The following is a 13,796-nucleotide window of genomic DNA, read 5'->3' as shown; positions in this document are numbered from 1 at the left end:
GCTCGATCTCGTCGCGCTGACGACCCAGCTCAGACCGGATCGAGCCAAAAAGCTCAGGATCGCGGTCCGACAAGGACTGGGTGAAAAATCCGGTGTCACGAAGATTGGCGTTCATTGGCGCTCCACATGGCTGGGTATAAATCTTGCGGATTTCCTATCGGAAACGCCACATTCGCAAAAGGCTTAAAGCGACGATTTGGCCTGCTGCGGCGTCAAGACTGGCCTATTGGGGAAAGGTATGTTTGTTTCGGAACCAAAAGTGCAACACCGGAAACCACAAAACATGAAAAAGAGAATCGCCTTTCTCGCCAGTGAGGTCAAAGTGGCGCAAACAGCGCGCGACATCCTGGTGGCCAAATATGGTAATGTGGCACCTCGGGACGCAGATGTAGTGGTTGCATTGGGCGGCGACGGCTTCATGTTGCACACTTTGTACAATGTGCAACATCTCGATACTCCGGTTTACGGGATGAATCGCGGCACGATCGGCTTTCTGATGAATGAGTATCACGAAGACGACCTGATGGCGCGGCTGGAGGATGCCGAGGAAGAGGTTATCAACCCGTTGGCCATGCAGGCGATGGACCAATCTGGAAAACTGCACGAGGCGCTGGCGATCAACGAAGTGTCATTGCTGCGCGCGGGTCCTCAGGCAGCAAGGCTCAAGATCAGCGTAGACGGCCGGGTACGCATGGCCGAACTGGTCTGTGACGGGGCACTACTTGCCACGCCCGCGGGATCGACCGCCTATAACTATTCCGCGCATGGGCCGATTGTTCCGATTGGCGCTGACGTTCTTGCCCTGACACCCATCGCGGCGTTTCGCCCACGGCGGTGGCGTGGTGCCTTGTTGCCGAAAATGGCGAAAGTCAGGTTCGATGTGGTCGAAGCAGACAAACGACCGGTCATCGTGGCTGCTGATTCCGTTTCTTTCCCGGATATCGACTGGGTCGAGATCAGGTCGGAACCAGCCATTGCGCACCGTATCCTTTTCGACCCCGGCCATGGGTTGGAAGAACGTCTAATATCAGAACAATTCACGTAAAATTGGCCATCCCCGAATTTTTCTCACGCCTATGTGAAGCAGTTCACAGGAATTCCCTTAACGATTGGCTAATGTGAACTTGTCCGGAGAACACGCCAAGGTGGGAGTGAGTGGCCACCTGAACGGTGTTTTCGAATGGTTGCGCAGATTTTGCGCTGGCGAGGGTGGGTGGTGCTACGCTCGTCATCAGAAATCCGGGCTTATTTTAGCAGCTGGACCCCGGGCACAATGACCCGGGGTCTATTTTTTGTTACATGTGATCCCAAAGCGGGAAACACATCTGTCCCACGCGAGCTTCTATCGCGGCGGCGGCATCCACGGCCAAATCCTCGCGCCAGCGCTGTGCCGCGATCTGTACATTGATAGGTTGAGGCCCTTTGGGAAGGTTGGCCAATCGTGACGGAACGCAGGCTGCAGGCAGTCCCAGAAAGTTCATCGCATAGGAATAGACAGCGCATCCCAAAACATCATGCACGCCTTCAGCGCCTTCGGTGTCCCGGTCAGGTTTGAAAAATGGCTGTGGCAGGAAAGGGGACAAAACCAGCGGGTAGTCCTGCATAAACAGGGACCATTCACGGGCATAATGGCTGCGCTTGGCCAGCATCCGAACCAATTCTGTTTCAACGATGGGTGGGAATTCCTGAAAGTAGACGTCAAAGATGTCGCGGATGGTTTTGGAACCAGCGGCTTCAATGTCCGATTTCATCAGGGTCAGCACTTCGCCCATCAAGGTCCGATACCCGATCCGACCACATTCAAAGACATCGGGTGGATCGACCTCTTCAACGTCGTACCCTGCATCGACCAGCGCATCGCGCGCAGTGTCGAGGGCTTTTTCGACCTCGGGGTGCAGCGCATAGCCGAAGGTGTTCTTGGTGAATGCCACCTTGATCGGCTGGTCAAAACGCTCGCCGCGCCAGGGCATTGGTACGTGGAACGGATCCCGCGCATCGGTGGCGATCAGGCTGGGCATGGACAGGTGCAGATCCGCAGTCGACCGGGTGATCAGGCCCTGAACCGACATTGATTGCGCCAGCAATCCGCGTTCGGCCTTCTGACTTGGGTTCCACGCGGGAACGCGCCCCAGCCCCGGTTTCACCGTAACCGCTCCGATAGCGGCTGCCGGAAAGCGCAGGCTGCCGCCAATATCGTTGCCATGGGCCAGCGCACCGAGACCTGCCATCACGGCGGCAGCAGCGCCACCGGATGATCCCCCGGGTGAAATGTGCCGTCCCCACGGGTTGAACGTGCGCCCATGCAGGGGGTTGTCGGTGTCGGCCCTGAAGGAAAACTCGGGCGTATTCGTTCGCCCGATCACAATGGCCCCCGCTTTTTGCAAGTTGCTGACCACCGGCGCGTCATCCGGAGCGATTACGTCCTTCAGCGCAATGACACCGTTGGTGGTGGCGTGGCCTTTCTGATCGACATTCACCTTGATTGTTACCGGAACACCATGCAGCGGGCCGGTCGGCTGACCACTCCGCCGTGCAGCATCTAGCGACTGCGCGCGTTCCAGGGCCTCGGTGCGCAAGTCTTCGACGACCGCGTTCAGCGCGGGGTTCACCGCGTCCATGCGATCAATCGAGGCCTGTACCGCCTCGGTCGCGCTCAGATCGCCGCGTCGGGTCAAGGTGGTCAGCTCTGTGGCGCTGAGACGCCAGATATCGGTATGTGTCATGGGCCCTCACTGTCTTACAGCGACAGTAGGGGCCCAGATTCAGGTTGCAAGGGCGGACATGACATGGGCGGCCTGTGCCGCCCGATGGTTACTTGGCGTAACCAATTGTCTGCAACGCTTCCTTGATCTCATCAAGGATGGCAGGATCATCAATTGTTGCAGGCATTTTGTAGTCCTGACCGTCTGCAATCGACACCATCGTACCACGCAGGATCTTACCGGAACGGGTCTTGGGTAACCTGTCGACGACAACAGCCAGTTTGAAGGCGGCCACCGGCCCGATTTTCTCCCGAACCATTTTGACGACTTCCTGAACCACATCGCCATGATCCCGTGTGGCACCAGCATTCAGGCACAGGAAGCCGACCGGCATCTGCCCCTTCAGCTGGTCCGAAACTCCGATCACCGCGCATTCAGCCACATCGGGGTGGGCAGCCAGCACTTCTTCCATCCCGCCCGTCGACAAGCGATGGCCGGCAACGTTGATGACGTCATCGGTGCGCGCCATGATGTAGAGGTACCCGTCTTCGTCAATCATCCCGGCATCGCCGGTTTCGTAATATCCGGGGAAGTGTTCAAGATAAGATTTCTTGAACCGTGCTTCGGCATTCCACAGTGTTGGCAAGGTGCCTGGGGGCAGGGGCAATTTAACCGCGATGGCACCCAGTTCACCGGCCTTCATCGGGTGACCGCCTTCATCCAGAATTTGCACGTCATAACCCGGCATCGGTTTTGCGGGCGAGCCCAGCTTGACCGGAAGCTCTTCGATACCCAGCGGGTTCCCGGCAATGGCCCAGCCGGTTTCGGTTTGCCACCAATGGTCGATCACCGGAACCTTCAGCGCGTTTTGTGCCCAGATAATTGTGTCAGGGTCGGCGCGTTCGCCTGCCAGATAGAGGGCCTGTAGATGAGACAGATCGTATTTGCCGATCAATTCGCCCTTGGGGTCTTCTCGTTTGACGGCGCGGATGGCCGTAGGTGCGGTGAAGAAGCTTTTGACCTTATGTTCCGAGATCACGCGCCAGAAGGTGCCAGCATCCGGGGTGCCGACTGGCTTGCCCTCGAACACAATTGTGGTGTTTCCGTGGATTAGGGGTGCGTAGCAGATATAGGAGTGCCCCACGACCCAGCCCACATCGGAGGCTGCCCAGAACACGTCGCCTGGATCGACGTTATAGACATTCTTCATTGTCCAGTTCAGTGCCACAAGGTGTCCGGCAGTGGGGCGCACGACCCCTTTGGGTGCACCCGTAGTGCCAGAGGTGTACAGGATATAAGCCGGGTCCTTGCCATCAACCGGCACGCATTCAGCCGGTTCGACACCGTATTGGAAACCATGCCAGTTGAAATCGCGCCCTTCAATCAACTGGGCGACCTCTTGTTCCCGCTGGAAGATCACACAAAAATCAGGTTTGTGGTTGGCCAGTTCGATCGCACCGTCAAGCAGGGGCTTATAGTGAACCACGCGACCGGGTTCCATCCCACAGGACGCGGCGATGATTGCTTTGGGTTTGGCGTCGTCGATGCGCACGGCCAGTTCGTTGCTGGCAAACCCGCCGAACACGACCGAATGCACGGCGCCGAGGCGGGCACAGGCCAGCATCGCCTCAAGCGCTTCGGGGATCATCGGCATGTAGATAATGACACGGTCGCCTTTCTCGACACCCTTTGCGCGCAGCGCGCCGGCCAGAGTGGCCACGCGGTTGCGAAGCTCGACATAGGATATCTCGCGCTTGGTGTGGGTGATGGGACTGTCATAGATGATGGCGGTTTGTTCACCGCGCCCGTTTTCCACATGACGGTCTACGGCATTCCAACAGGTATTGACCCGCGCGTCGCTGAACCATTCGTACAAGGGCGCATTGTCGTCGAACAGTGCTTTGCTGGGGGCCTTGACCCAATCGATCCCTTTTGCAGCGTTCATCCAGAACGCTTCGGGGTCGGTTTTCCAGCTGTCATAAACGTCCTGATACGCCATCTTGTCCTCCTCACAACGGCTTGGACATTGTGTTAGGTCGCAGAAAACAACCGGGCAAGCGCGACGCATGACGACGCGTCAGTTTATCGCAAAAAATTTGCAGATCGGCAAAAAACGACTTGCAAATTTTTGCAAAATTACAGTTGAAGCACAGTTTTTGTCGCAGCAATAGAAAGTTTTGCAAAATTGCAAACTATTGCGTGCAAATATTGTGCCGTTCCGAGAATCAGCTCAACCAGCCGTTTTGGCGTAACGTGGCAGCTTGTCCTGAAGGTTCAGCCAGGGCAGGTGGTCGGCGTGGAACACGTGAAACTGTGGCGGCAGGGTCTCCGGGTTGTCCAGCGTTGCGGTGTAAAGATGAATGTTCACCGTATCGCGCGCTGTGCGATAGGCCATCTGGGTTCCGCAGTTGCCGCAAAACAGACGTTCAACCCCTTCCGATGAGCGATAGATCTTTGGTGCCTGACCCAACCATCTGACCGCCTCATGCGGCAGCCCGAAAAAAGCCGTGACCGGCGCGGCGCAGTTTCGCCTGCAATCTGAACAGTGGCAATAACAGCTCCACGCGGCTTGGGCATCGCTTTCCCAATGCACGGCGTTGCAGTGGCAATGTCCTTTCATGCGCTTCCCCCCCCCTGTTGGCAGGGGCGCCAGCAAGGCTGCCCCCGGTTAACCGTAATGCGCCACGGGTGTTCCTGCAATCGCCGCCATGTTCAGCAGACCGCGTGCGGTGATGGATGGAGTAACTATATGGGCCTTGTTGCCCATTCCCATCAGGATCGGGCCAACTTCAATCCCGTCCGCCTTCATCTTCAAAATATTGCGCACGCCGCTGGCCGCATCTGCGTGGGCGAATATCAGAACGTTGGCCGCTCCCTCCAATCGCGACGCCGGGAAGATACGCGCCCGCAGGTCTGCATCCAAAGCCGCATCCAGGTTCATTTCGCCTTCATAGACAAAATCGCGCGGCTGCCGATCAAGGATTTCCAGCGCCGCCCGCAGCCGTTTGCCTGATCCTTCAGCCTGATTGCCAAATTGCGACTGCGAACAGAAGGCGATCTTGGGCTCGATCCCGAACCGGCGAACATGTCGCGCAGCACCAATGGTGGTTTCTGCCAGTTCTTCCGGCGACGGCAATTGCCGGACATGCGTGTCGGCAATGAACAGGGGGCCATCTTCCAGGATCATCAGGGACAAGGCACCATGCGGGCGCAGTTTGTTGTCGTCCAACACCTGTTCGACATAATTCAGGTGCCAGCGGAATTCACCAAATGTGCCGCAGATCATGCTGTCCGCTTCGCCACGATGCACCATGATCGCGCCAATGGCCGTTGTGTTGGTGCGCATGATCGCTTTGGCCAGATCCGGTGTAACACCGCGGCGCTGCATGATCTGGTGGTAGGAAGTCCAATAATCGTAATAGCGCGGGTCGTTTTCCGGGTTGACGATCTGACAGTCCTTGCCCGGACGAATGGTCAGCCCCAGCTTTTCACACCGGGTTTCGATCACATCGGGTCGCCCGATCAGAATTGGCGTTTCCGTCGTCTCTTCGAGAATGGCCTGCGCGGCTCTCAGAACCCTTTCATCTTCACCCTCTGCAAAAACGATGCGACGGGATGCGACGGCCGCAGCCTCGAACACAGGACGCATCAGAAGGGCAGACTTGAAGACAGTCTGGTTGAGCTTTTCCTTATAGGCGTCAAAGTCGTCGATAGGGCGTTTTGCAACACCGCTTTCCATGGCGGCTTTGGCGACCGCCGATGACACCACGCCCACAAGACGCGGGTCAAATGGTTTCGGGATCAGGTAATCCGGGCCAAAGGTCAGTTGCTCGCCCTTATAGGCAGCCGCGGCTTCGGCGCTTGTGGTTGCGCGCGCCATCTCAGCGATACCATCCACGCAGGCAATCTGCATCGCGTCGTTGATCTCTGTCGCTCCGACGTCCAATGCACCCCTGAAGATAAACGGAAAACACAACACGTTGTTGACTTGATTGGGAAAATCGCTGCGACCCGTGGCGATGATTGCGTCTGGTGCAACCGCGCGGGCATCCTCTGGCAGGATTTCCGGCGTCGGGTTGGCCAGGGCGAAGATGATCGGGCGGCTTGCCATTTTCCGGACCATGTCAGGCTTCAGAACATTTGGTCCGCTGAGACCTAAAAACAGGTCAGCCCCACCGATCACATCGTCCAGCGTCCGCAAGTCCGACTTCTGCTCGAACTGTGACTTGTGCGGGTTCATGTCCTCGGCCCGTCCTTCGTAGACAAGCCCGTGAATGTCGCACAGCCAAATGTTTTCACGTTTCACGCCCAGCTTGACCAGCATGGTCAGGCACGCGATCCCGGCGGCCCCGCCACCGGTTGACACGACCTTGATGTCCTCAAAAGACTTTCCGGCCACATGTAGCGCATTCTTGGCCGCAGCCCCGACCACAATGGCAGTTCCGTGCTGGTCATCATGGAAAACCGGGATGTTCATACGTTCACGGCAGAGCTTTTCGACGATAAAGCAATCGGGGGCCTTGATGTCTTCAAGGTTAATGGCGCCAAATGTCGGTTCAAGGGCACAGACGATATCCGCCAGCTTTTCGGGATCGGGCTGATCTACCTCGATATCAAAACAGTCGATGCCCGCGAACTTTTTGAACAGAACAGCCTTGCCTTCCATGACCGGCTTCGAGGCGAGTGCCCCGATATTCCCCAGGCCGAGCACGGCGGTGCCGTTTGACACCACAGCAACAAGGTTACCGCGCGCGGTGTACCGCTCGGCATTGGCTGCATCGGCCTTGATTTCAAGGCTGGCCTCCGCCACGCCGGGCGAATAGGCGCGGGCCAGATCGCGACCGTTGGCCATCGGTTTGGTGGCCTTGATCTCAAGCTTTCCGGGTTTGGGGAATTCATGATATTCGAGCGCAGCTTGTCGCAGGCTGGGGGTGTCAGACATCGGCGATTCAGCTCCCATTGAGAATTTGATTTAGCCTTAAACTATTTATTTGAACTTGGCTACGCTACGTAACTCTGCCGTGATGTCGCAACCAGAATCCGGATTGGTATTGTCTGAGTTCTTTTGCATCTTTTCACATTGCGACGTCCAAGATCACTCTGGCAAGGCCGTCGTGACATTCAGGACTGATGACGTGGCTGGTAACCAACGAGGGATCAGTAGGTTGGATGTTGGTTGCAGCGATGCTGGGCAGTTGTTGTCGCCCAGATTTTGGTCGAGTTCACCGCGCTGAACGGCGGAGTTTTACCTGTGATTATTGAAATGCGCTTCTTCGTTATGGAAGAAATGCCGGAGATGTTCTTTTCGGTTGGCATTTTGACCTCTGTTCTGATCGGATGGCCAAAGTTGCAATTCGAAGAGAATACTGATGACCAAGACATCCGATCTGGCGAAAACGCACGCTGAAATTCGCCTGCCCACACAGGAAATTCGCGACGACATCCCTTTTTACACAAAAAAACTGGGGATGAAGATGGACATGATTTATCCCGCTGACGATCCGCGCGTCGCGGTGTTTTCGGGGCATGGCGTGCGGTTGCGCATTGAAAAAGACGCACCGGAAAGCCCAGGAACATTGCGTATCCTGACGGATAATCCGTCAGATTTCGCCGGTGGTGAACGCGTTCTTGTAGCCCCGAATGGCACCCGAATCGAAGTTGAAGAACGAAATCCGCCACTGGTGATGCCAGAGACCGTGCATTCCTTTGTCGTGCGCAGGCTCAAGGATCAGGCCCCCTGGATCATCGGTCGGGCCGGGATGCACTATCGCGATCTGGTGCCGGATCGGTTGGGTGGGTCGATTATTGCCAGCCATATCCGCATTCCCGATGGTGGGCCGGTTCCGGATATGGTGCATTTTCACAAGGTCGGGTTTCAGCTGATCTTTTGCATCCATGGCTGGGTGGATGTGGTCTATGAGGATCAGGGCGAGAAAATGCGTCTGACAGCGGGGGACTGCTTTATTCAACCTCCGGAAATCCGGCACCGCGTTCTTGAAGCTTCTGATAATGTTCAGGTCATTGAGATCGGAGTGCCGGCTGAGCATGTCACAGAGATCGACCATGACATGACACTTCCCACTCCGCACATCCGCCCGGACCGCGAATGGCAGGGGCAACGCTTTGTCTATAATCAGGCCAAGGGTGCCGAGTGGATGCCCTTCCGCCTGCCGGGGTACATCTGCCGCGACACCACGATTGCCGAGAACACCAAGGGTGTCGCTGGGGTGCAGGTTGTGCGCAAAGGGTCGGGTGATCCGGAATGGGCCAGCCATGACACCGACATTCACTTTACCTTTGTGATGGACGGCGAGGTCACCCTGGAAGGCGAGGGGCGCGATCCCTACCGGCTGGAGCAAGGGGATGCTTTTGTCATCCCACCTGGGATGCGCACACGGTTGTCCGAGCCAACAGACAATATCGAATTGTTGGAAGTCACCTTACCCGGTACCTTCAACACAACGCTGGGTTAAGCGAAAAACATGGGTCAGGGGCTTCAAATTCCCCGCCTTAATACGTTAGCGTGCAAATTTCTGACCAGATGATCAAAAATGAGGATTCGCCATGTCGCTGAAAGACGCTGCCTTGTCTGTCCGGGAAAACGCCTACGCGCCATATTCGAACTTCAAAGTTGGCGCAGCGCTTCGGTCTTCTTCGGGTCATGTCTTTTCCGGGTGCAACGTCGAGAATGTGGCATATCCCGAGGGGACCTGCGCGGAAGCAGGTGCAATTGCCGCAATGGTGGCCGCGGGCGAGCAGGAACTGACCGAGGTCTACGTGGTTGCCTCCAGCCCTCAGCCTGTGCCGCCTTGCGGTGGATGCCGTCAGAAGCTGGCCGAGTTTGGCAAGCGCGATGTAAAGGTTACTCTGGCAACCGTCGATGGTGCGGAGTTTGAGACAACCATCGGAGATTTGCTGCCGGGTGCGTTCGACGCGTCGCACATGGAGGATGTCTGAACGCATGGACGCCCGTTCAATCATAGCCAAACTGCGCAGGCACGAAGTCCCAGGCCGCGACGAGCTTATCTGGTTCGCGCAAGGGTTGGCAGACGGCAGCGTCAGCGATGCGCAGGCCGGGGCGTTTGCCATGGCCGTCTGTATGGGCGGGCTGGGTCCTCAGGGGCGTGCGGACTTGACGATTGCGATGCGCGATAGCGGCGATGTTCTCGGTTGGGATGTGGACGGGCCGGTGATCGACAAGCACTCGACCGGTGGGGTCGGGGACTGCGTCAGCCTTGTGCTGGCTCCGGCGCTGGCGGAATGTGGTGCTTATGTGCCGATGATCTCGGGTCGGGGTTTGGGGCACACGGGTGGAACATTGGACAAGCTCGAGGCGATTCCGGGTGTCAGCACTCAGATCAGTCAGGACCGACTTGCGCAGATATTGCGCGAAACGGGTGCGGCTATCGTCGGCGCGACGGGCCAGATTGCACCGGCGGACAAGCGGCTTTATGCAGTTCGGGACGTGACGGCGACGGTCGAAAGTCTGGATCTGATCACAGCGTCGATCCTGTCCAAAAAGCTGGCGGCCAGCCCGGATGCGTTGGTTCTTGACGTCAAGGTTGGCAGCGGTGCCTTTATGAAAACAATTGAGGATGCCCGCAAGCTGGCCACAGCATTGACCGAGACTGCGAACGCGGCTGGGTGCCGGACTTCGGCGGTGATCACGGACATGAACCAGCCTTTGGCCCCGGCGCTGGGCAATGCACTGGAGGTCGCGGAAGTGATGAAGGTTCTGACCGGTCCTGGCGCTTCGCCACTGGTGGACATTTCTGCCGAGTTGGGCGGCGTCCTGCTGGCCGATGCAGGCATGTGCATCTCGGTCGAGGAGGGGCGTGAGCAGATCGCCAAGATCATCCGTGACGGTCGCGCCGCCGAACGGTTTGGCCGCATGATGGCAGCGGTTGGTGGTCCTGTGAAATTCGTCGATACCTGGACCCGTTTCCTGCCTGAGGCGAGCGTTATTCAGGAGGTTCCTGCCCCCGAAGACGGTTACGTCTCCGCCATCGACGGAGAGGCGCTGGGCCTTGCCGTGGTCGCGCTGGGTGGCGGCCGCCAGGTCGAAAGTGATGAGATCGATCCGGCAGTAGGAATATCCAACATCCTCAGGCTGGGGGATCGTGTGTCAAAAGGTTCACCCATTGCCGTGGTCCACGCTGCACGGGAAGGCGCTGCACGGCGGGCAGCGGAAACTGTGCTGAGTGCGATGACAATCAGCGATACAGTTCCAAAGCTGCCCGATCTGATCCACGAAAGGATCAGCGTATGAGCCGAGCGTTTCTTGTCGTCATGGATTCCGTCGGAATAGGCGGGGCACCTGATGCAGACCGGTTTTTCAACGGTGATGTTCCGGATGCCGGGGCAAACACGCTGGCCCATATCGCCCAAGCCTGCGCGGAAGGCCGCGCAGTAGATGGGCGCACCGGCCCGTTGCACCTGCCCAACCTGGACGCGCTGGGTTTGGGCGCGGCTGTGCGGCTGGCGTCTGGAGACGCCACTCCGGGCCTCGATGCCGAACCTGCTGGACTATGGGGTTGCACGCGTGAGCATTCGCCGGGTAAGGACACGCCCTCAGGCCACTGGGAACTGGCGGGCCTGCCGGTGCCTTGGGATTGGCATTACTTTCCAAACACGGTTCCGGCTTTTCCAGCGGAACTGAGCCGCGCGGCAGCCGAAGCTGCCGGGACCGAAGGTATTCTTGGTGACTGCCACGCGTCGGGGACAGCGATCATAGCCGAACTGGGTGCCGAACATATGCGCACCGGTTGGCCGATCTGCTACACATCCGCTGACAGTGTGTTTCAGATCGCGGCCCATGAGGAAAGCTTTGGGCTTGAGCGGTTGTTGGACATGTGCCGCGCGCTTGCTCCGCGCTTGCACAAGATGAAAGTGGGGCGTGTCATCGCGCGCCCCTTTGTCGGAACGCCTGAGACGGGGTTCGAACGGACGACCAATCGCAAGGATTTCGCCATTCTGCCCCCGGCACCGGTGCTGACCAACTGGGTGCAGGATGCAGGGCGACGGGTTCATGCAGTGGGCAAGATCGGCGACATCTTCTCGATGCAGGGGATCGACACGCTGCGCAAAGGGTCGGATGCCCAGCTGATGCAGCACCTGTCTGATCTTATAGACGAGGCGGAAGAGGGCAGTCTGACCTTCGCCAACTTTGTCGAATTTGACAGCCTTTATGGGCATCGCCGCGACATCAGCGGCTATGCCCGAGCGTTGGAATGGTTTGACCGCGAGATCGGGGGTATCCTGAAGAAACTTCGACCAGGCGATCTGTTGCTGTTAACAGCTGATCATGGCAATGACCCAAGCTGGACCGGAACAGATCACACCCGTGAACAGGTTCCGGTTCTGATTGCGGGGCAGGGTACCGGACAAATCGGGCAAGTAGATTTTACCGATATTGCGGCCAGCATTGCCCACCATCTGAACATTCCGGCGCAAGGGCCGGGAAGGAACTTTTTATGAGCGTTGCAGACCTGCCCAAAATTGAACTGCATCTTCACCACGAAGGCGCGGCACCTCCGGCCTTCATCCGCCAGCTTGCCCACGAAAAACGCGTTGACCTGAGCGGTATCTTCAAGGCAGACGGATCTTATGATTTTCGTGATTTCGCGCATTTCCTGAGCGTGTACGAAGCCGCTTGCGAAGTTCTGAAAACGCCCGAAGACTTCCGGCGGCTGACATTGGCCATTCTTGAGGAAAGCGCTGAAAATGGCGTGGTTTATTCCGAGACCTTCCTCAGCCCTGATTTTTGCGGCGGTGGCGACCTGCATGCGTGGCGGGATTATCTGAATGCCATTCAGGATGCGGCAGACGAAGCCGAGCGTAAATTCGATATCACCTTGCGCGGTGTCGTTACCTGTGTCCGCCATTTTGGCCCCGAACAAGCCAGGCGGAGTGCCCATTGTGCGGCCGAGACCGCCGGAAACTGGATCACCGGTTTTGGCATGGGCGGCAACGAATCCATTGGCACGCAGGGTGACTTCAAATGGTCTTTCGAATGTGCCCGCGAAGCCGGGCTGCGCCTGACCACGCATGCGGGTGAGTTTGGCGGTCCTGACAGTGTGCGCGACGCTGTGCGCGATCTGGGGGTTGAGCGTATCGGGCACGGCGTCCGCGCCATCGAAGACCTTGATCTTGTTCGTGAACTGGTTGACCGGGAAATCACGCTTGAGGTGTGTCCGGGTTCGAATGTGGTTCTTGGCCTTTTCCCGGATTTTGCCGCCCATCCCATCGCGAAACTGCGCGATGCGGGTGTAAGGGTTACGATCTCCACCGACGATCCTCCGTTTTTTCACACGACCATGCGGCGGGAATATGAGATGTTGAACGCGGCGTTCGGCTGGGAGGCCGGGGATTTTGCGGCATTGAATGAGATGGCCCTGAACGCGGCCTTCTGTGATGATGACACCCGCGCGCGGGTCAAGAAAAGACTGGAGAACACATGAGCGAACACCTTACTGTCGTCGATCACCCGCTGGTGCAACACAAGCTGACGCTCATGCGGGACAAGGGCACCTCGACCGCCGGATTCCGGCAGTTGTTGCGTGAAATCACATTGCTGCTGGCCTACGAGGTCACGCGCGACATTCCCCTTACAACGCGCAATATCGAAACGCCGATGGAAGAAATGGACGCCCCCATACTGGCAGGTAAGAAAATGGCGCTGGTGTCAATCCTGCGCGCCGGAAACGGGATGCTGGACGGGGTGCTGGAACTTGTACCTTCAGCACGCGTCGGTTTCGTGGGGCTGTATCGCGACGAAGAAACGCTGAAACCCGTGCAGTATTATTTCAAAGCGCCAGAGAGCCTGAAGGACCGTTTGGTCATTGCGGTGGATCCGATGCTGGCGACCGGCAACAGCTCGGCCGCGGCCATTGACCTGCTGAAAGAGGCTGGGGCGACGGATATTCGCTTTCTGTGCCTGTTGGCGGCACCCGAAGGTGTCGCGCGGATGAAGGAAGCACACCCTGACGTGCGTATCGTCACGGCAGCGCTGGACCGCGAGTTGAACGCGAAAGGTTACATCATGCCCGGTCTGGGGGATGCCGGTGACCGGATGTTCGGAACCAAGTGATCCGG

At 57.8% G+C, this 13,796-nt stretch carries 11 protein-coding genes; 7 read left to right on the top strand and 4 right to left on the bottom strand.

The window, feature by feature from the left end:
• Positions 1 to 238: 238 nt before the first annotated feature.
• Positions 239 to 1,045 carry an NAD kinase gene (locus tag ACR0D9_RS07525; RefSeq protein WP_480538222.1) on the top strand — a complete coding sequence of 269 codons (807 nt, stop codon included), beginning with the start codon at positions 239 to 241 and terminating at the stop codon, positions 1,043 to 1,045.
• A 250-nt stretch (positions 1,046 to 1,295) separates the two neighbouring features.
• Here ACR0D9_RS07525 and ACR0D9_RS07520 read toward each other — a convergent pair whose 3' ends face one another.
• The 4 genes from ACR0D9_RS07520 to ACR0D9_RS07505 form a co-directional block, all read right to left on the bottom strand.
• Positions 1,296 to 2,723, bottom strand: a complete 1,428-nt coding sequence (locus tag ACR0D9_RS07520; protein ID WP_480485158.1) for an amidase family protein — start codon at positions 2,721 to 2,723, stop codon at positions 1,296 to 1,298.
• Between the two features lie 88 nt (positions 2,724 to 2,811).
• The gene (gene prpE, locus ACR0D9_RS07515; protein WP_480485159.1) at positions 2,812 to 4,701 is read right to left on the bottom strand and encodes a propionate-CoA ligase PrpE; all 1,890 of its coding nucleotides are present in this window, start codon (positions 4,699 to 4,701) and stop codon (positions 2,812 to 2,814) included.
• Between the two features lie 231 nt (positions 4,702 to 4,932).
• Positions 4,933 to 5,322 (bottom strand): GFA family protein, encoded by a 390-nt coding sequence (locus ACR0D9_RS07510; protein WP_480484268.1) that lies wholly within the window; start codon positions 5,320 to 5,322, stop codon positions 4,933 to 4,935.
• Between the two features lie 48 nt (positions 5,323 to 5,370).
• Entirely contained in the window at positions 5,371 to 7,644 is a 2,274-nt protein-coding gene (locus ACR0D9_RS07505) for an NADP-dependent malic enzyme (RefSeq protein WP_480485160.1), read from the bottom strand.
• Positions 7,645 to 8,071: 427 nt separating this feature from the next.
• On the opposite strand from ACR0D9_RS07505, the gene ACR0D9_RS07500 reads away from it, so the two are divergent.
• The 6 genes from ACR0D9_RS07500 to upp all read left to right on the top strand — a co-directional run bounded on the left by ACR0D9_RS07500 (position 8,072) and on the right by upp (position 13,791).
• The gene (locus ACR0D9_RS07500; RefSeq protein WP_480484266.1) at positions 8,072 to 9,175 is read left to right on the top strand and encodes a cupin domain-containing protein; all 1,104 of its coding nucleotides are present in this window, start codon (positions 8,072 to 8,074) and stop codon (positions 9,173 to 9,175) included.
• 91 nt (positions 9,176 to 9,266) lie between these two features.
• Positions 9,267 to 9,659 (top strand): cytidine deaminase, encoded by a 393-nt coding sequence (locus tag ACR0D9_RS07495; RefSeq protein ID WP_267365809.1) that lies wholly within the window; start codon positions 9,267 to 9,269, stop codon positions 9,657 to 9,659.
• Between the two features lie 4 nt (positions 9,660 to 9,663).
• Positions 9,664 to 10,971 carry a thymidine phosphorylase gene (locus tag ACR0D9_RS07490; protein WP_480484265.1) on the top strand — a complete coding sequence of 436 codons (1,308 nt, stop codon included), beginning with the start codon at positions 9,664 to 9,666 and terminating at the stop codon, positions 10,969 to 10,971.
• A complete protein-coding gene (locus tag ACR0D9_RS07485; protein ID WP_480538220.1) occupies positions 10,968 to 12,179 on the top strand; it encodes a phosphopentomutase in 1,212 nt (403 codons plus the stop codon). The genes ACR0D9_RS07490 and ACR0D9_RS07485 overlap by 4 nt, the downstream gene beginning before the upstream one ends.
• Positions 12,176 to 13,162: an adenosine deaminase gene (locus ACR0D9_RS07480; RefSeq protein WP_480485163.1), complete on the top strand. Its 987-nt coding sequence runs from the start codon at positions 12,176 to 12,178 to the stop codon at positions 13,160 to 13,162. The genes ACR0D9_RS07485 and ACR0D9_RS07480 overlap by 4 nt, the downstream gene beginning before the upstream one ends.
• Positions 13,159 to 13,791 carry a uracil phosphoribosyltransferase gene (gene upp / locus ACR0D9_RS07475; protein ID WP_480485164.1) on the top strand — a complete coding sequence of 211 codons (633 nt, stop codon included), beginning with the start codon at positions 13,159 to 13,161 and terminating at the stop codon, positions 13,789 to 13,791. The genes ACR0D9_RS07480 and upp overlap by 4 nt, the downstream gene beginning before the upstream one ends.
• The last annotated feature ends 5 nt before the right edge of the window (positions 13,792 to 13,796 follow it).

The sequence above is a fragment of the Ruegeria sp. AK11 genome, assembly GCF_056541095.1.
The sequence above is the reverse complement of the archived record's forward strand: the minus strand, read 5'-3'. Positions and strand labels throughout refer to the sequence as shown.

Coding starts and splice junctions, on each gene's coding strand:
- ACR0D9_RS07525 (WP_480538222.1), top strand. CDS start 239: ATGTTTGTTTCGGAACCAAAAGTGCAACACCGGAAACCACAAAACATG.
- ACR0D9_RS07520 (WP_480485158.1), bottom strand. CDS start 2,723: ATGACACATACCGATATCTGGCGTCTCAGCGCCACAGAGCTGACCACC.
- prpE (WP_480485159.1), bottom strand. CDS start 4,701: ATGGCGTATCAGGACGTTTATGACAGCTGGAAAACCGACCCCGAAGCG.
- ACR0D9_RS07510 (WP_480484268.1), bottom strand. CDS start 5,322: ATGAAAGGACATTGCCACTGCAACGCCGTGCATTGGGAAAGCGATGCC.
- ACR0D9_RS07505 (WP_480485160.1), bottom strand. CDS start 7,644: ATGTCTGACACCCCCAGCCTGCGACAAGCTGCGCTCGAATATCATGAA.
- ACR0D9_RS07500 (WP_480484266.1), top strand. CDS start 8,072: ATGACCAAGACATCCGATCTGGCGAAAACGCACGCTGAAATTCGCCTG.
- ACR0D9_RS07495 (WP_267365809.1), top strand. CDS start 9,267: ATGTCGCTGAAAGACGCTGCCTTGTCTGTCCGGGAAAACGCCTACGCG.
- ACR0D9_RS07490 (WP_480484265.1), top strand. CDS start 9,664: ATGGACGCCCGTTCAATCATAGCCAAACTGCGCAGGCACGAAGTCCCA.
- ACR0D9_RS07485 (WP_480538220.1), top strand. CDS start 10,968: ATGAGCCGAGCGTTTCTTGTCGTCATGGATTCCGTCGGAATAGGCGGG.
- ACR0D9_RS07480 (WP_480485163.1), top strand. CDS start 12,176: ATGAGCGTTGCAGACCTGCCCAAAATTGAACTGCATCTTCACCACGAA.
- upp (WP_480485164.1), top strand. CDS start 13,159: ATGAGCGAACACCTTACTGTCGTCGATCACCCGCTGGTGCAACACAAG.